This window comes from Pseudomonas edaphica (assembly GCF_965277385.1).
In the GTDB taxonomy this organism is placed as follows: Bacteria; Pseudomonadota; Gammaproteobacteria; order Pseudomonadales; family Pseudomonadaceae; genus Aquipseudomonas; species Aquipseudomonas edaphica.
Map to the genome: position 1 here is coordinate 400,121 of NZ_OZ255725.1, position 19,482 is coordinate 419,602.

7 protein-coding genes are annotated in these 19,482 nt (G+C 61.6%); 5 read left to right on the forward strand and 2 right to left on the reverse strand.

The window, feature by feature from the left end; translation table 11 throughout:
- Positions 1–43 precede the first annotated feature (43 nt).
- Genes pvdM through ACQY47_RS01815 form a run of 3 tightly spaced genes read left to right on the forward strand, consistent with a single transcriptional unit; the run spans position 44 to position 3,598 of the window.
- Positions 44–1,393 carry a pyoverdine-tailoring dipeptidase-like protein PvdM gene (gene pvdM, locus ACQY47_RS01805; RefSeq protein WP_428555058.1) on the forward strand — a complete coding sequence of 450 codons (1,350 nt, stop codon included), beginning with the start codon at positions 44–46 and terminating at the stop codon, positions 1,391–1,393.
- 18 nt (positions 1,394–1,411) lie between these two features.
- Positions 1,412–2,692 (forward strand): aminotransferase class V-fold PLP-dependent enzyme, encoded by a 1,281-nt coding sequence (locus ACQY47_RS01810; RefSeq protein ID WP_428555060.1) that lies wholly within the window; start codon positions 1,412–1,414, stop codon positions 2,690–2,692.
- Positions 2,693–2,725: 33 nt separating this feature from the next.
- Positions 2,726–3,598 (forward strand): formylglycine-generating enzyme family protein, encoded by an 873-nt coding sequence (locus ACQY47_RS01815; protein ID WP_170039678.1) that lies wholly within the window; start codon positions 2,726–2,728, stop codon positions 3,596–3,598.
- Positions 3,599–3,714: 116 nt separating this feature from the next.
- On the opposite strand, the gene ACQY47_RS01820 is transcribed toward ACQY47_RS01815, so the two are convergent.
- The gene (locus ACQY47_RS01820; protein ID WP_170039680.1) at positions 3,715–4,542 is read right to left on the reverse strand and encodes a N(5)-hydroxyornithine transformylase PvdF; all 828 of its coding nucleotides are present in this window, start codon (positions 4,540–4,542) and stop codon (positions 3,715–3,717) included.
- A gap of 207 nt (positions 4,543–4,749) precedes the next feature.
- On the opposite strand from ACQY47_RS01820, the gene ACQY47_RS01825 reads away from it, so the two are divergent.
- Entirely contained in the window at positions 4,750–6,402 is a 1,653-nt protein-coding gene (locus tag ACQY47_RS01825) for a cyclic peptide export ABC transporter (protein WP_099549287.1), read from the forward strand.
- Between the two features lie 154 nt (positions 6,403–6,556).
- Positions 6,557–8,935: a TonB-dependent siderophore receptor gene (locus ACQY47_RS01830; protein ID WP_017138098.1), complete on the forward strand. Its 2,379-nt coding sequence runs from the start codon at positions 6,557–6,559 to the stop codon at positions 8,933–8,935.
- A 136-nt stretch (positions 8,936–9,071) separates the two neighbouring features.
- Here the strand turns inward: ACQY47_RS01830 and ACQY47_RS01835 are convergent, their stop codons facing one another.
- Positions 9,072–19,478, reverse strand: a complete 10,407-nt coding sequence (locus ACQY47_RS01835) for an amino acid adenylation domain-containing protein (RefSeq protein WP_428555065.1) — start codon at positions 19,476–19,478, stop codon at positions 9,072–9,074.
- Between the last annotated feature and the right edge of the window lie 4 nt (positions 19,479–19,482).

A 19,482-nucleotide genomic window follows, 5' to 3' on the forward strand; every position in this document is an offset into this window, starting at 1 on the left:
CGTTCTTCCCTGATAGCAAAGGCCTCAACTGACTGAGATGGCAATGACAAAATCACGTTCGAAAAAGGCGCTGTATATCGGCCTGCCGCTGGCACTGGCCATCGGCGCCGGGGTCGGTTTCCTGGCCTGGGATCACTGGTTCAAAGGCAATGCCGGCTACCCGCTGGAGGTGATCAAGCAGGCCAACGAAATGCAGGACCGCTTGTTGTCGTTCGACAGCCATATCACCGTGCCCATGGATTTCGGCACCGCCGGCAACGAAGCCGACAAGGATGGCAGTGGCCAGTTTGACCTCGCCAAGGCGGCACGCGGGCGTTTGTCGGGCGCGGCCCTGACGATTTTCGGCTGGCCGGAAATCTGGAACGGCCCCAACGCGCCGCACAAACCCACCGACGGTTTTGTCGAAGAGGCCCGCCACGAGCAAGAGGTGCGCTACAAGATCATCTCCGGCATGGTGCGCGACTTCCCCAATCAGGTTGGCATCGCCTACACCCCGGACGATATGCGGCGCCTGCATGGCGAGGGCAAGTTTGCGATCTTTATCAGCATGCTCAACGCCTACCCGTTGGGCGACGACCTCAACCAGCTGGACCTGTGGGCGGCACGCGGCATGCGCATGTTCGGCTTCAGCTATATCGGCAACAACGCCTGGTCCGACTCGTCACGCCCGCTGCCGTTTTTCAATGACACCACCGACGCGCTTGAAGGGCTGTCAGCCATCGGCCAACAGGCCGTACACCGCCTCAATGACTTGGGCGTGATCATCGATGTGTCGCAGATGTCGACCAAGGCGCTGGAGCAAGTCGCGCAATTGAGCCGTACCCCCATGATTGCCTCGCACTCGGCGCCGCGTGCCTCGGTGGATATCCCGCGCAACCTCAGCGACAAAGAACTGCAACTGATCAAAAACAGCGGTGGCGTGGTGCAGGTGGTGGGCTTCCCGGCCTATTTGCGCCCGCTGAGCCAACCCACCCAAGACAAGCTCAACACTTTGCGTGCGCGCTTCGATTTGCCGCCGTTGCCCAACCTGGCCATGGCCTTGATGCCCGGTGACGCCATCATCGCCGCCTGGCCCGAGCAGAAGTTCGGCCAGTACGCCCAGGGGCTCTACGCCATTCTTGAGGAAGAACCTAAGGCCACCCTCAAGGACTGGGGCGATGCCATTGACTACACCGTGCGCAAGATCGGCATCGACCACGTCGGCATCGCCTCGGACTTCAACGACGGCGGCGGCATCCAGGGCTGGGAGAACGTCGGCGAAGTGCGCAATGTCACCGCCGAACTGATCCAGCGCGGCTACTCCGAGGCCGACATCGCCAAGCTGTGGGGAGGCAACTTCCTGCGGGTGTGGGACCAGGCACAAAAAGCCGCCAAGCCGTTGGCCAACCGCTAATTACTCAGAAGCCAGTCCATGACCGACCGCCGTACATTCCTCAAGCAGGCTGGCGTACTCGCCGCCAGCCTGCCATTGGGCAGCACATTGCTCGCGCACGCCCAGGCAGCCACCCAGTCGCCTGCCACAAACGACCCATGGACGGGTTTCAAACAGCTGTTCACCCAAGACCCGGACTACCTGCACTTTTCCAACTTCCTGGTCACCTCCCACCCACGCCCCGTGCGCGAAGCCATTGAGCGCTACCGCCAGCAGATCGACCGCAACCCCGGCCTGGCCATGGACTGGGGCCTGGAAGAAACCTGGAAACGTGAAGGCCAGGTGCGCGAATGGGCCGGTCGTTACCTGAACGCCAAGCCGGCTCAGATCGCCCTCACCGGCAGCACGTCGGAAGGCCTGGCGATGATCTACGGCGGGATCAAGCTGCGCCCCGACCAAGAGATTCTCACCACCGAACACGAACACTACGCCACCCAGAACGTGCTGGATTTTCGCGTCGCCCGCCAAGGCACCCAGGTGCGGCGCATCCGCTTGTTCGAGCGCGCCAGCCAGGTCTCCAGTGACGAAGTGCTGGGCAACATCAAGCGCGCCATTCGCCCCACTACCCGCGTGCTGGGCATGACCTGGGTGCAGTCCGGCAGTGGCGTGAAGCTGCCGATCGGCGAAATCGGCAAGCTGGTGGAGGAACTCAATCGCAACCGCGACGACAACGACCGCATCCTGTATGTGGTCGATGGCGTACATGGTTTTGGCGTGGAGAACCTCGACTTCCCGGCCATGCACTGCGATTTCTTTATCGCCGGCACGCATAAATGGATGTTCGGCCCACGCGGCACCGGGCTGGTCTGCGCCCGCGATGCCGAAAACAAATACGTCACACCCATGGTGCCGACCTTCTCCGAAGACGCCAACTTTGCCACCACCATGACGCCCGGCGGCTACCACGCCTTTGAGCATCGCTGGGCGGCGGATGAAGCGTTCAAGCTGCACCTGCAACTGGGCAAGGCACAGGTTGAGGCGCGCATCCACGTACTCAACAGCGAACTCAAAACCCAGTTGCTGGCGCATCCGCAGATCGAGTTGGTGACACCGCGCAGCACCGACCTGTCGGCAGGTTTTACGTTCTTCCGCGTCAAGGGCCAGGACAGCGAAGCCGTGGTCGCCCACATGATGAAAAACCGCGTGGTGATCGACGCCGTCGACCGTGATGTCGGCCCGGTAATCCGTACCTCCCCCGGTTTGCTTAACAACTCGGACGAAATCCAGCAGTTCATGGTCCTGTTGAGCCAACGCCTGTGATGCGCCCTTTTTTCCTTTGAACGAGATGCCCACATGAATCCATCCCGACTCAAACCCCTGACCGCCCTGGCGCTGACTGCTCTTTGCGCGGCATGGCTGCCCAACCTGGCGCAGGCCGCCACGCCGCAACCCGGCAAAGTGTTCAAGGACTGCAAGGACTGCCCGGAAATGGTGGTGCTGCCCGCCGGCACTTTCACCATGGGCACGCCGGAAGACGAAGTCGGCCGCGAGCCCGATGAAGGCCCGATGCACGACGTGACCTTCGCCAAACCGTTTGCCATGAGCCGCTTCCACGTCACTGCCGCCGAATGGGACAGCTATATCCGCCAGACCGGCGTCAAGATCGCCGACGGCGACACCCGCCCCGGCCGCGAATGCATCGCCAGCAAGCCCCGCTACCCGCAAGGGCCACGCCAGCCGGCAGTGTGCATGGACATGGACGACATCAAGCAGTACGTCGCCTGGCTATCGGAAAAAACCGGGCACAAGTACCACATGGTCAGCGAAGCCCAACGTGAATACGCCGCCCGCGCCGGCTCCACCGGGCCGTTCCCCTTCCCGTTCGACGAGGGCAAGGGCTACAGCATCGCCCAGCACGCCAACACCTACGGCCCGGCAGATGGCTACAGCTATTCCTCGCCGGTGGGCAGCTACCCGCCGAATGCATTCGGCATGTACGACATGCACGGCAATGTGTATGAGCGGGTTGCCGACTGCGAGCACCCCAACTATATCGGCGCCCCTACCGACGGCAGCGCCTGGATGGAGCCCCACTGCGAGGGCTACCAGATCCGCGGCAATGACTGGGGCGAAGCGCCGGTGTTCTCACGTTCGGGCAACCGCAACACCATCTACCCGCAAACCCGTGGGGATTGGATTGGGTTTCGGGTAGTGCGCGACCTTTAAGCAGCACACCGAGCAGAATGTGGGAGCTGGCTTGCCTGCGATGCAGACACCTCGGTACATCAGGTACACCGAGTTGATGCCATCGCAGGCAAGCCAGCTCCCACACTTGGATCGCCTTAAGCCTGCTGAGCCAACAACTCCAACCCTTCATGCAACGCCGGGAACAGGCTGTTATTGAAGTTGTTCCAGCGCAATTCGAGGATGGTGTCCTCAGGCGAAATCTCGGTTTTCAGCACGTCGTGGAACACTTCGCCCGAATCAATGCCGTTGTCCACGTAATGGAACGAAGCGCCGGTGAGGTACAGCGGTTCGCAGGCCTTGGTTGCTTTGCTCGCCCAATCCACCACCGTCTGCCCGCGCGCGCCGTACAAGGCATTCCAGGTGGCATAGGCGCCACGGCGCTCGTAAGGCGATTCAATACGGGTAATGCCTGGGTGAATGTTCATGATCCGCCGCGCAAACGGCGCACCGGGCCGCACCAGCTCATCGAGGATCACCAACAGGCCGTCCAGCACCACGATATCGGCCTTCAACTCCACCAGGGTGTCGTGCAAGCGACGTTCAAAATCCTGTTTGCCGGCGATGTGTTCGGCGCTGCCACGCGGCAGGCGGCGGTAGGTGGACGGCACGCTCAGCAACAAGTCATTGACCAGCTTGCCCTGCACCCGCAGGTCCGCCGGGTACAGCCACTGGCGACCCGGCTGATAGGCAAAACCATAGTCGGCCACCAACTGCTGGTCCCGCGGGTTCTGCTCGTCATCGTCGTACACCACGCCGACCAGGTTGTAGGCCTGGCCCAACGGTGTGTCGTTCAGCGACCCCACCAGAAACTCCAGCACCGACTTCATATAGCGCTCGTGGTCCTTGTAGGCCACCGGCTGCCCGGCCTTGTCGGCGGCAGCGTTTCTCAGGGACCAGACATACACCAGATTCTTTTTCGTCATTGTCATTGTTTCGCTCTCGCTGGATAGATCAGGCACGCGCCAATACGCGTGCGCCTACACAACAAGAACGAACCAGCCTGCAGGCAATTTATCGACCCAGGCCACCGCCCGGCGCGCCGCGCTAAATAGTCGCCCCGACACTTCGTTTGTCATGGGTAAGGGTCTGTGTGCCCAGCCCCCTCTTTTTTCACTTTCCGGGAAGTATTTATGACCGACCCCAAGCGCGGCGCCTTTAACGGTTTGCTCGCATTGCTCAGGCCTTTTCGCACCATCGTGACAGTCTCTGTCGCGCTGGGCATGGCCGGCGGCCTGGCCATCACGTTGCTGCTGGCGACTATCAATAATGCCCTGCACTCTACAACCGGCATGACCCAGGGCGTGGTCCTGACCTTTGCGGCGCTATGCCTGTTGGCGCTGACCAGTTCGATCGTCTCGGATATCGGCACCAACTATGTGGGCCAGCGGATCATTGCCGCCCTGCGCAAGGATCTCGGTGAGAAAGTGCTGTCGGCGCCCATCGAGCAGATCGAACGCTACCGCTCGCACCGCCTGATCCCGGTGCTCACCCACGACGTCGATACCATCAGCGATTTCTCCTTCGCGTTCACCCCGCTGGCCATCGCCAGCACGGTAACCCTGGGGTGTCTGGGTTACCTGGCCTACTTGTCTGTGCCAATGTTCCTGATGATGATCGTCGCCATTGTGATCGGCAGCAGCGTGCAGTTCATCGCCGGCCACAAAGGCATACGCGGCTTCGATGCAGCCCGTGACCTGGAAGACGAACTGCAGCGCTACTATTCGGCGATCGCCTCCGGCGCCAAGGAGTTGCGCATCCACCGGCCACGGCGCTACCGGATGAACACCCACCGTATCCAGGAAACCGCCGACCGGATCAGCGACATCCAGGTGCGCTCGGTCAACATTTACATCGTGGCCAAGACCTTTGGCTCGATGCTGTTCTTTGTGGTCATCGGCCTGGCCCTGGCCATGCAAGCCTACAGCCCCAACCCGGACCCCGCGGTGATCACCGGTTTTGTGTTGGTACTGCTGTACATGAAAGGCCCGCTCGAACACGTGATCGGTTACCTGCCGATCATCGGCAAGGCCGGCATTGCCTTTGCGCGTATCACCGAGCTGTCTGATCGCTTCTCGTCCCCCGAGCCGCATCTGTTGATGGACGGCAGCGAAGCCCCCACGCCGGTGGTCAACAGCCTTGAACTGCGTGGTGTCACCTACAGCCCGCCGCCGGTAGAGGGCAGCGAGCCGTTTCACCTGGGGCCGATCAACCTGAGCATCCAGCAGGGCGATATCGTGTTTATCGTCGGCGAGAACGGCTGCGGCAAGACCACACTGATCAAACTGTTGCTGGGCCTGTATCAACCCGACGCCGGCGAAATCCGCCTGAACGGCGAAACCGTGACCGACCCGGTGCGCGATGACTATCGCCAATTGTTCACCACGGTGTTCGCCGACTATTACCTGTTCGACGACCTGGTCCAGGGCAGCGCCACGCAATCGCTGGACAGTGCTGCCAAGTACCTGGAGCGCCTGGAAATCGCGCACAAAGTCAGCGTCAAGGACGGCGTGTTCAGCACCACCGACCTCTCCACCGGGCAGCGCAAGCGCCTGGCGCTGGTCAATGCCTGGCTCGAAGAACGCCCGGTGCTGGTGTTCGACGAATGGGCCGCCGACCAGGACCCGGCCTTCCGCCGCGTGTTCTACACCGAGCTGCTGCCCGACCTCAAGCGCCTGGGCAAAACCATCATCGTGATCAGCCACGACGACCGCTATTTCGACATCGCCGACCAACTGGTGCGCCTGCGTGCGGGCAAGGTCGTGCACGAGATGGAACCGGCTTGAAATTTATTTTCCGGTTTTTCCGGATAGGAACGTCTCACTAGTGGTAATGAGAATTGACCTCAATAAACACTAAAAGCTGCCCACTTAAAACATAGAAGAGAATGCATCCATGCCAGCAACGTTCGGTCTGAGTCCCTTGAGCAAGGCACTCTCCATGCGCCGCCTCTTGAATACCCCTCTGCTGCCAAGCGCGATTGCCCTGGCACTGGCACTGCCGGTGGCAGGTTATGTGCAGGCGCAGGAGGTCGAATTGAATGTGCCTGCACAGCCGCTGGGGAGCGCGCTTCAGGAGTTCGGTCGCCAGACCAACTTGCAGGTGCTCTACAGCCCGACCGACGTTGAAGGCAAACGCAGCCACGCGATCAAAGGCAAATTGCAACCTGGCCAGGCCATGACCACCTTGCTGTCCGGGACGGGCATCAGCTATGACCTGCAGGGCAGCTCATTCACCATCAGCGCGGCGAAAACGTCGGCACTGGAACTGGGCGCAACCCAGGTGACCGCCAACCAGTTGGGGACCATCACCGAAGGTTCCGGCTCCTACACCCCTGGCACCATCGCCACCGCGACGCGCATGGTGTTAAGCCCACGCGAGACGCCGCAATCGATTTCCGTGGTGACCCGCCAGGCCATGGACGACTTCAGCCTCAAGTCGATCGACGACGTGATGCGTCACACACCGGGCATCACCGTTGCCACCTACGACAGCGAGCGCACCAGCTACTTCTCTCGTGGTTTCGCCATTCAGAACTTCCAGTACGACGGTATTCCGATCCTGCAGGATGCCCAGTACTCGTCGGGCCACACCTTGACCGACACCGTGATCTACGACCGCGTCGAAATTCTCAAGGGCGCCACCGGCCTGCTGACCGGCGCCGGCGGCCCGGGCGGCACCATCAATATGGTGCGTAAAAAGCCCACCTCGGAATTCAAGGGCTATGTGGACCTGGGCGCGGGCTCCTGGGACAACTACCGCTCCGAAATTGATGTCAGCGGCCCGCTGACCGAGACCGGCAACGTGCGTGGCCGTGCTGTTGCGGCGTACCAGGACAAACACACGTTCCTCGATCACTACCAACGCCAGACCAACGTCTACTACGGCATTCTCGAGTTCGACCTGGCACCGGATACGTTGCTGACCATCGGTGGCGACTACCAGGACAGTGACCCGCAGGGCTCCAGCTGGTCCGGTGCGGCCTCGCTCTTTGACTCGGCCGGCAACCACATCAGCACCCCGCGCTCCTTCAACAACGGCGCCAAGTACAGCAAGTGGAAACAGTACACCCGTACCGCCTTCGCCACCCTGGAACACACGTTCGACAACGGCTGGGTCGGCAAGGCGCAGTACAACCACCAGATCAACGGCTACAAAGCCCCGTTGTCGGCCCTGCTGTCACCCAATGCCGAAACGGGCAAGGCATCGCTGCTGACCCGTACCTACAATGGTGAAACCACCAGCGACACGGGTGATCTCTACGCCACTGGGCCGTTCAGCCTGTTCGGGCGTGAGCACGAACTGGTGGTCGGCACGTCGGTCTCGCGCTCGCACTGGCTGGGCAGCGACTACACCAACGCCACCAACTACGACAACAGCCACGACTACTTCAACTGGGACGGCGACGCCCCCAAGCCGGACCGTGGTCCTCGAACCAAAAAGAACGACGAGCTGACCCGCCAGAGCGCCAGCTACATCACCGGGCGCTTCAGCCTCGCGGATGACTTGCACCTGATCCTCGGCACTCGGGTCAACAACTACGAAGTCAGCGGCACCAGCCAGGTCAAGGACACCGGCAAGGTAGTGCCTTATGCCGGCATCACCTATGACCTCAACGACAACTTCTCGGCCTACGCCAGCTTCACCGAAATCTACCTGCCCCAGGACGATTACCGAGACCGCAACGACAAACCGCTGGAACCGGATGAAGGCAAGAACTACGAGATCGGCCTTAAGGGCGAGTTCTTCGACGGTCGCCTGAATTCGAGCCTGGCCTACTTCGAGGTTCACGAGAAAAACCGCGCCGTCGACGACACGGATTACATCCCCAACAGCCACCCAGGGCTGGATTACGCCTCCAGGGGCACCGAAGCCAAGACCAAAGGCTACGAAGCGGAAATTTCCGGCGAGCTGGCGCCAGGCTGGCAGTTGCAGGCGGGCTATACCCATAAGATCATGCGCGACAAACAGGGTGAGAAGCTCTCCACCTGGGAGCCGGAAGATCAGGTCAATATCTACACCAGCTACAAGCTGACCGGCCCACTCGACAAGCTGACCCTGGGCACCGGCGTGCGCTGGCAGGGCACTGGCTGGAAACTGCTGAACAACTATGCCAAAGGCACCGAGGAAAACTTCTCCCAGGACCCACTGTGGATCGTCGACGCGATGGCCCGTTACCAGGTGACCGAGAACGTATCGGCGACCCTCAACGTCAACAACATCTTCGACAAGAAGTACTACACCAACATCGGCTTCTACAACTCGGCTTACTACGGCGACCCGCGTAACGTCATGCTCAGCACCCGCTGGAACTTCTGATCCGGCCCATGCCCCTGGTCATCGCTGATGACCAGGGGCTTTTTGTTGCCCGCTGAAATCGTGACGCTTGGCGAATAACACCGATAAAAAAACGCCCCTGGCCATCGGTCCAGGGGCGTTTCTTTTACACGGGGGGTTACTTCATCGCATCAGCAAAGCTCTGCACGAACGCGGCGTTATCGATGATTCGATCATGGGTAGAGTCGATCAGTACTGACTGCTCAATACACGGCCGGCCCATAACCTGCGCCATGCTTGCCTCAATTAACTGACGATGCTGCCCTGCCCGGCTCGCAGCGGCCCACCAGCAATTGATCGGTGCCTGGATCGGCTTGAAGTCGGCGTCCTTGAGACTCTGGCCAAGAGCACGGTCGAGTTCCCAGGAGATCTGCGCTTCGTCGCCCTCAAGCAAGCTGGCCTTGACCTCCACATAGGTCTCACCAAGCGCGCCTTCGGCCCACGTGCTGAACGCCTGCCATTGCTGCACCTCGTCTTCAGAGAGCGCCTGGCTTTGCAACCACGCCGCCTGAATCAACGCGCTCGACTGCGCAAACATCACCTGCAACAGCTCGACACGCCGCTGATTGACCGGCACCTCACTGTCATCGGCGATCACCGCTGTGTCCCAATAGGCCTTGAGCCAGTACGGCGGCGATGCATCGATCCAACCGACAACCTCGACCACACGCCCCGCCTGTTCCAACGCATACGCGACCTCCATGGCCAGGTTGCCACCCAGGGACCAACCGGCCAGGCGATAAGGGCCTTCGGGTACGGCATCGAGCAGTTGCGCGGTGTAGTCATCGACCATTGATTGCCAGTTGGGCACGTCACTGCCCTCCTCGACCAACGCCCGACTGATCACCCCCAGCACCGGCCGTTGTTCACGCAGTGCCAGGCCGATGGCCTTGTAGCAATGCACCGAACCAAAGCTTGGGTGGAAAAGGAACAGTGGCGTGCCTTGGGTCTGGCTGTTGAGTTTGACGATCAGCGAGTGGCGGGTTTCGCCACCCAGGCAGGCCACCTGCCCCGCAATGGTCGGGTTAAGCATCAGTTGGCTGACCGACAGCGCTGTGCCGGTCGCCTTGCGGATGCGCTCCTTGAGCCTCAACACCAACAGCGAATGGCCACCCTGCTCAAAGAAATTGTCATTTAACCCGACGCGTTCAACCTCCAGGACCTCGGCCCAAATCGTCGCGAGGCGCTGCTCCAGCTGCGTCTGCGGCGCCTGATAGACGCGTTCTTGCGCGTGCGCATCAGGCTTGGGCAACGCCTTGCGGTCCAGCTTGCCATTCGGGCTCAGGGGCATTTGCGCCAGCAGCACCCATTGCGCCGGCACCATATAGTCCGGCAAGTGCGCCAACAGGTGTGCGCCCAGGGATTCACGCCAGGTTTCGCTCGGCGCCAGCAACACCAGATAGCCCACCAGGTGCTTGCCATCGACCACCTGGACCGAGGCTTCCTGCACCTGTGGATGTTCAAGAACACGCGCTTCAATCTCACCCAATTCAATGCGCAGGCCACGCAATTTGACCTGATGATCCAGGCGCCCAAGGTATTCGATAACCCCGTCGGCACGCTGACGCACGCGGTCGCCGGTACGATACAGGCGCGCTCCGGGCGCGAACGGTGAAGCAACAAACCGTTCGGCGGTGAGCCCAGGGCGTCGATGATAACCGCGTGCCAAGCCGATACCTCCCAGGTACAACTCACCTGCCACACCCACAGCGGTCGCTTGCAGTTGTGCGTCCAGCACATAGGTGCACAGGTTGGCGATCGGCTGGCCAATGGGCACCGTGTCACGCCCTTCGTCGATGCAGGTCCAGTGGGTCACGTCGATGGCGGCTTCGGTCGGGCCATACAGGTTGTACAACTCGGCTTGCGGCAACTTGCGCAATACCTGCTGTTGCGCATCCACCGGCAGCGCTTCGCCGCTGCACACAATGCGTTGCAAGGAGTGGCAGGAAGCAACGGCCGGGTCTTGCAGGAAAGCCTGCAGCATCGACGGCACAAAGTGCAGCGTAGTGACCTCTTCGGCGTTGATCAACGCTACCAGCCTGGCCGGGTCGCGGTGGTCACCCGGCGCAGCCACTACCAGGCGTGCGCCTGTCATCAGCGGCCAGAAGAACTCCCACACCGACACGTCGAAGCTGAACGGGGTCTTTTGCAGCACCGTGTCACAGGCGTTCAACCCGTAGGCTTCCTGCATCCAGCACAGACGGTTGGTCAGCGCACAATGGCGGTTGCCCGCACCTTTGGGCTGGCCGGTGGAGCCGGAGGTGTAGATCACATAGGCGAGGTTTTCGCCGCTCAGCACGCTAATGGGATTGGCTTCGCTGTAACTGTCGACATCGGCCTCGCCCAACACCAGCGTGTCCACTCCGTGTGGAATCGGCAATCGACTCAGCAGATGGGCCTGGGTCAGCAACATACTCACGCCGCTGTCTTCCAACATGTAGGCCAGTCGCTCGCGTGGGTATTCCGGATCGAGCGGCACATAAGCGCCACCGGCCTTGAGTACCGCCAACAGGCCGACGACCATGTCTATCGAACGCTCCACGGCCAGCCCCACCAACACGTCGGGGCCGACACCGGCGTCCATCAGGCGATGGGCCAGGCGGTTGGCCCGCCGATTAAGTTGGGTGTACGTCAAGCGCTGCCCGGTAAACACCAGCGCCTCGGCATCCGGCGTGAGTTCAACCTGCGCTTCAATCAACTGATGCACTGGCTGCTGCGGGTAGTCACGCGCGGTGGCGTTCCAGTCTTGCAGCGCGCTACGTTCCTCGGTGCCGTCCAACAGCGGCAACTGGCTGACGCGCTGCTGCGGGTCGTCGAGCATGCCTTGCAACAGATTTTGCCAGTGCCCCAGCATGCGCGTGAGCATGGCCGGTTCGAACAGGTCGGTCGCATAGGTCAGGGTGGCCCAGATACCCTGCGCGGTGGCCTGGGTGTCCAGGCTCAGGTCGAACTGCGCGGTCTGGCTACCCCAATCCAGGCCCTCTACCCGCAAATCGGGCAACTGACGGCCGCGGGTGGCCAACCCCGCCTCGCTCTGATGGTTGAACAACACCTGGAACAACGGGTTATGGCTCAGGCTGCGCTCCGGTTGCAAGGCTTCGACCAGTTGCTCGAAGGGCAGGTCCTGATGGCTCTGCGCATCCAGGCTGCGGTGTTTGGCCTGCTGCAACAGTTGGGTAACGGTGATCTGCTCGTCCACGTCGGCCTTGAGTACCTGCGTGTTGACAAAGAAGCCGACCAACCGCTCGACCTCAACCCGGTTGCGGTTGGCGATCGGCACCCCGACACGGATGTCGTGCTGGCCACTGTAGCGGTACAACAAACCCTGAAAAGACGCCAACAACAGCATGAACAATGTCACGCCCTCACGCTGCGCCAAAGCGTTAAGCCCTTCGGCGAGCGGCGTCGGCAACTCAAGCTCCAGGCTGGCACCGCGATAGCTTTGCACCGCCGGGCGCGCGTGCGCGGTGGGCAGCTCCAACACCGGTTGCTCACCGCCCAGCAGCTCGCGCCAATACGCCAACTGACGCTCGCGCTCACCCGCCGCCATCCACTCGCGTTGCCAGTGTGCGTAATCGGCATATTGCAACGCCAGCGCCGGTAACTGCGCGACCTCGCCCTGGCGGTAGGCGCTATACAACTGCACCAGTTCGTCGACTATCACCTGCATCGACCAGCCATCGGAAACGATATGGTGCTGCACCAGCACCAGCACGTGCTCATCTTCGGCCAGGCGCAACAAGGTGACGCGCAGCAGCGGCCCTTGCTGCAGGTCGAAAGGCTTGGCAATTTCGGCTTCTACCTGCTGCTGCAGTGTCTGCTCAGTGGCATCGCCTCGCATGATTGACAACGGTTCGGCAGGCAAAACCACCTGCACCGTGCGCTCATCCTGCTGATTGATGCGAGTGCGCAAACTTTCATGTCGCGCCACCAAGCGATCAAAGCTGCACTGCAAGGCATGCAGATCAAGGCGGCCGCTCAGGCGCAGAATGCTCGGGATGTGGTAAGCGGCGCTTTGCGGGTCCAGCTGCCAAAGAAACCACTGTCGCTCCTGGGCAAAGGACAGCACTAACGGCTGATCCCGCCCTATCGCCCGCATTGGCGGCGCCAAGTCCTCTTCAGCGGCGTGCAGTGCCAGCACAAAACCCTGCAGTTGCGGCTGCTCAAACAAGGTGCGCAGTGGCACGTCACGCTCAAGTAACTGGCGCACACGGGAAATCACCTGCATGGCCAGCAACGAGTGCCCACCCAACTCGAAGAAGTGGTCCGTCAGGCCAATGCGCACAGCGCCCAGCACTTGGGCCCAAATCGCCGCGACCTGCTGTTGCAATGGCGTAACCGGCTCAACCCACACACCTTGCGACTGCGCCGCGTCCGGCTGGGGCAAGCCCTTACGGTCGAGCTTGCCGTTGGGCGTCAACGGCATCTGGTCCAGGAACATGAAGTGCGCAGGCACCATATAGTCAGGCAGACGGGTTTTCAGGGCACGACGCAATGCTTCGCGGAATGCGACCGGGTCGGCCACGGGTTCAGCGGGCACGACGTACGCCACCAACTGCTTGCCGCTCGGACTTTCCTGGGCCACGACGACCGTTTCACCAACCGCATCCTGCTCACGCAGGCGCGCCTCGATTTCACCCAGCTCAATACGGAAACCACGAATTTTCACCTGATGGTCGACACGCCCTAGGTAATCCACCACGCCGTCCGCACGGCCACGGGTCAGGTCGCCGCTGCGGTAAACGCGGCTTCCGGGCTTGCCGAACGGGTCCGGCACAAAGCGTTCGGCGGTAAGCGCCGGGCGCTCCAGATAACCACGCGCCACGCCTTCGCCGCCGAGGTACAGCTCACCAGCCACGCCGATGGGTTGCAGGTTGAGTTGTGAGTCCAGCACGTAGCCGCTGCGGTTGCCCAACAGTGTGCCGATCGGCGCATAGACCGCGCCGCACGGATCGCCGCGACGGGCTTTCCACAGTAATGGTGTGACCACGGTTTCGGTCGGGCCGTAGCCGTTGAACAAGTAGGTCGGTTTCAGTGCGCGCCACGCCAGGTCGTAGCTGGCCTGCGCCACGGCATCGCCGCCGAAGCAGTACACGCGCACATTGGGCGGGTTGCCATCGCGCTCGGCATGCTCGGCCAATTGTTGCAGGTACACCGGCGGGAACACGGCCATGGTCACGTGGTGACGGTGCATTTGCGCGTAGGTGTATTCGGGCAGCCACAGGCTGTCGTCGCGGATCAGCACGCTGGCGCCGTTGATCAGCGGGTGCATCCAGCCTTCGTGGGAGCCGTCGAAGGCAAAGGACATGAAATGCAATTCGCAGTCGGCGGGGCCGGTTTCGTAGCGTTCGCCCGTGGCGATGATGTGCGCCACCAACGGGCCGTGGGAAACGGCCACGCCCTTGGGCATGCCGGTGGAGCCGGAGGTATAGATCACGTAGGCGAGGTTGTCGCCGTCCAGATTCACCTGCGGCGCGGTATCGCTGTAGCCGGTCCAGTCTTCGCTGCGGTCGATGGCCAGGGTTTCAAGGCCCTCGGCTACCGGCAGTTGCTGCAGCGCATTGGTGTGGCTCAGCAGCAATTTCGCGCGGCTGTCTTGCATCATGTACAGCAGGCGATCACGCGGGTATTCGATGTCCAACGGCACATACACGCCACCGGCTTTCATCACCGCGAGGAACGCCACCATGATTTCCGCGCTGCGTGGCATGGCAATCGCCACGCGCACTTCCGGGCCGACGCCACGGGCGATCAGCGCATGGGCCAGGCGGTTGGCCTGCTTGTCCAGCTCGCCATAAGTCAGGATTTGCGCATCGAACTTGACCGCCACCGCATTTGGATTTTCCCGGGCGCGATCGGCGAACAGCTCGTGCACCAGACGCTCAGCGGAGAAACCGGAGTCGGTGCGGTTCCACAGTTGCAGGATGTGCTGCTGCTCGTCGCTGTCCAGCAGGTGCAACTGGCCGATGTTCTGTTGTTGATCGGCCACCATCGCCTGCAACAGGTTCTGCCAATGGCGCGCCATGCGCTCGATAGTGGTGGCTTCAAACAGATCGGTGGCATAACCCAGCGAGGCCCACAGCCCTTCTGTACTTTCATGCACGTCCAAGTCGAGATCAAAATGCGCGGTACGGCGTTCCCATTCCAGGCCTTCGATGTGCAAACCCGACAGCGCCTGCACACCCAGTCGTCCTTCGCTCTGATAGTTGAACATCACCTGAAACAGCGGGTTCAGGCTCAGGCTACGCTCAGGTTGCAGGGCCTCGACCAATTGCTCGAACGGCAGGTCCTGATGGGCCTGGGCCTCCAGTGCACGCTGCTTGACCTGGGCCAACAACTCGGCAACCGTCATGTGCCCGTCGATATCGGCCTTGAGCACCTGAGTGTTGACGAAAAAGCCGATCAGCCGCTCGGTTTCCACACGGTTGCGGTTGGCGATCGGCACGCCGACACGAATATCTTGCTGGCCGCTGTAGCGGTGCAGCAAGGTCTGGAACGAGGCCAGCAGTAACATGAACATCGTCACGCCCTGCGCTTGCGCCAGGGCTTTAAGACCTTGCGCCAGGCTGGCAGGCAACGGTACATCCAGGCGCGCGCCGCGATGGCTTTGCTGCGCTGGGCGTTGATGGTCGAACGGCAACTCCAGCACCGGCTGCTCGCCACCGAGCAAGTCACGCCAGTAATCCAGCTGGCGGGACTTTTCACCCGCCTCCATCCACGTACGCTGCCACACGGCAAAGTCGGCGTACTGGATCGGCATCACCGGCAACTGCACTGCCTGGCCCTGGCTGAATGCGGCATAAAGTTGCACCAGCTCGTCGATCATGACTTGCATCGACCAACCGTCAGAAACGATGTGATGCTGCACCAGCACCAACACATGATCGTCCTGCGCCACACGCATTAAGGTCACGCGCAGCAACGGCCCGCGTTGCAGATTGAATGGGTGGGCGATTTCGGCTTCGACTTGCGCTTGCAGATCAGCTTCTTGCACGTCAACGCACTGGATAGGCAGCACCGCCTGCGCATGGATGAGTTGCCGCGCACCCTCCGCGTGCTGTTCGACGCAGGTGCGCAGGCTTTCATGGCGAGCGACCAGCACATCGAAACTGCGCTGCAACGCCGCCGTGTCCAGCTGCCCCTTGAGGCGCAAGGCACTGGGGATATGGTAGGCGGCGCTGTCAGGGGCCAGTTGCCAAAGGAACCACTGACGCTCCTGAGCATAGGACAGTGGCAACGGCTGGTCACGACCGACCGCCACCAGTGCCGGAGCCTGCTCACCCAGGCCACCTTCCAGCGCGTGCAAAGCGCCAGCAAATCCTTCCAGGCGTGGCTGCTCGAACACCAGCTTGAGCGGTACTTCGCGCCCCAGCGTATGACGCAAGCGTGATACCACCTGCATGGCCAACAGCGAATGCCCGCCCATCTCAAAGAAGTGGTCGGTCAACCCTACCCGCTCGGCACCCAGGATTTGCGCCCATACGGCAGCGACCTGCTGCTCCAGCTCAGTCACCGGTGCCACCCATGCCTGCTGCGATTGGTTGGCGTCGGGTTTGGGCAGCGCGTGACGATCCAGCTTGCCGTTGGGGTTCAGCGGCATGCGGTCAAGGAAGATGATGTGGGTCGGCACCATATAATCCGGCAGTTGTTCGCGCAGCGTCAGCTTGAGGGTTGCGGCGTCTTGCTGCTCGGCAACCAGATAGGCGACCAATTGATTGTCGACGGCCAGCACCAGTGTTTCGCGCACGCAGGGCTGAGCCAACAACAGCGCCTCGATTTCACCCAGCTCGATACGAAAACCGCGGATCTTGACTTGATGATCGACCCGCCCGACATACTCGATGACGCCATCGGCGCGATAGCGTGCCAGGTCACCGGTGCGATACAGGCGCTCGCCGATTTCGCCGAACGGGTCCGGCACAAAGCGCTCAGCCGTGAGCAGCGCGCGGTTCAAATAGGCGCGCGCCAAACCGCAGCGGCTGCCGATGTACAACTCGCCCACCGCCCCCAACGGCGTCAGGTTCAAGTCACGGTCCAGCACGTAAAGGGCGCGCCCTGGCAAGGAACGGCCAATCGGGCTGGCGGTGGCACCGACGATTTCAGCAGCCGCTGAGCAGTCCAGCACACTCGACACCACGGTCGCTTCTGTGGGGCCATAGGTATTGAGCAAGCGTACATGGCCAAGACCGGCTTTCACCCACTGCGCCGGGCCGTCCAGTGGCATGGCTTCGCCACCGATGTGCACCTGGCGAAGCGCGCCATAGGATCGAGGCCCCGCCGCCAGGCAATCGAGCAGGAACAGGTTCCAGTAAGCGGTGGGCAAGTCGGCCAGGGTGATGCCTTGGGCGATGATTTCGTCGTACAGCCGAGCGCTGTCCCACAGCTGCGGCCCGCGCAGGACCACCGTCGCGCCGTGGGTCAGCGCCGGGTAGAGCTGTTCGACGAAACCGTCGAAATTCAAGGTAGCGAATTGCAGTACGCGGTCATCCTGGGTCAGGCGCGAGTAATCGGCGGCCATCCGGGAAAACTCAGTCAGCGCCGCATGATTGATCGCCACACCTTTGGGCTTGCCGGTGGAACCGGAGGTGTAGATCACGTAAGCCAGGTTGTGTTTGTCGACCTTGACCAGCGGGTTGCTCTCGCCGTAGTGGGCCAGCCCCGAATCCGCCACATCCAGCGTCGCCATGCCTTCGGGCAGCGGCATCGGCACATGGGGTTGCGTCAGCACCACACGCACGCCGCTGTCCTCAAGCATGTGCAGCAGGCGTTCACGCGGGTATTGCGGGTCCAGCGGCACATAGGCGCCGCCCGCCTTAAGCACGGCCAACAAGCCAACCACCATCTCGAACGAGCGCTCGACTGCCACACCCACCCGCACTTCCGGGCCGACACCGCGCTCAATCAGCGCATGCGCCAGGCGATTGGCCTGGCGATTCAACTCGGCATAGCTGATGGTGTGTTCGTCCAGGCACAGCGCAACTGCCTCCGGGCGCTGCTGCACCTGGACCTCGAACAACCCGTGAACGCCTGCCGCCGCCTCGAACACGGGGCCACCCTGGTTCCAGGCGTACAGCAAATCACGCTGTTCTGCATCGATCAGCATGGCCAACTGCGCCACACGGGTGTCCGCACGCCCGACAATAGCGCGCAGCAAACGCTGCCAATGCTCGGCCATGCGCTGCACAGTGGGCGCTTCAAACAGGTCCGTGGCGTAGGTCAGCGAAGCCCGGATACCTTGCGGGGATTCTTGAGTATCCAGGCTAAGGTCAAACTGTGCGCTCTGGCTGCCCCACTCCAGCGCCTCAAGTGCCAGGCCCGGCAATTGCAGCTCGCCCCGCGACTTATGGGCTTCGGTCTGGTGGTTGAACATCACCTGAAACAACGGGTTATGGCTCAGGCTGCGCTCCGGTTGCAGCGCCTCGACAAGCTGCTCGAATGGCAGATCCTGATGGCTCTGGGCTTCGAGTGCGCGCTGCTTGACCTGGGCCAGCAACTGACTGAAGGGCATCTGCCCGTCGATATCAGCCTTGAACACCTGGGTATTGACGAAGAAGCCGATAAGACGCTCGGTTTCTGCGCGATTACGGTTGGCGATCGGCACTCCGACGCGGATATCCGACTGCCCGCTGTAGCGATACAACAGCGTCTGGAAGGACGCCAGCAACAGCATGAACAACGTCACACCTTCGCGTTGAGCCAGCGCCTTGAGACGGCTGACCAATACCGCGTCCAGGTCCATGTCCAGGCGCGCGCCGTGATAGCTTTGCACCGGCGGGCGCGGATGATCCAGAGGCAACTCCAACACCGGTTGCTCACCGCCCAACCGCTCAACCCAATAACCCAACTGGCGCTCTTTTTCGCCGGCTTCCATCCAACTGCGCTGCCACAAGGCGTAGTCAGGGTATTGAACCGGCAACTCAGGCAAACGCACATCCTGGCCCTGGCTGTAGCCCACGTACAACTGCACCAGCTCATCGACCATGACCTGCATCGACCAGCCGTCGGAGACAATGTGGTGCAGCACCAGCACCAGCACATGCTCATCCGGTGCCAGCTGCAGTAACTTCACCCGCAACAGCGGGCCTTGTTGCAGATCGAAGGGTTTGGCGACTTCGGCTTGCACTTGAGCTTCGAGTTGCGTGCGATCACCCACACCCTCAGCGATCTCAAGGTGCAGTTCAGGCTTCACCACCTGTAATACCTGATCGACGTCTTGATGCAGGCAGGTGCGCAAACTTTCGTGACGGGCAATCAAGGCGTCAAAGCTGCGCTGCAAGGCCGACCGATCAAGTCGACCTTTCAACCGCAACGCACGTGGCAAATGGTAGGCAGGGCTCTGCGGCTCCAACTGCCACAAAAACCACTGCCGCTCCTGGGCATAAGAGAGTCGCAGCGGCTCGCCTTCCTGACGCTTGAAAACCGGGGCAATCTCAAACAGGTTGATGCCTTGCTGCTTGAGCATTACCGCCAACGCTTTCTTTTGTTGCGCAGAAAGTGAACCTACCGACTCGATTAATGCTTGCACGCCA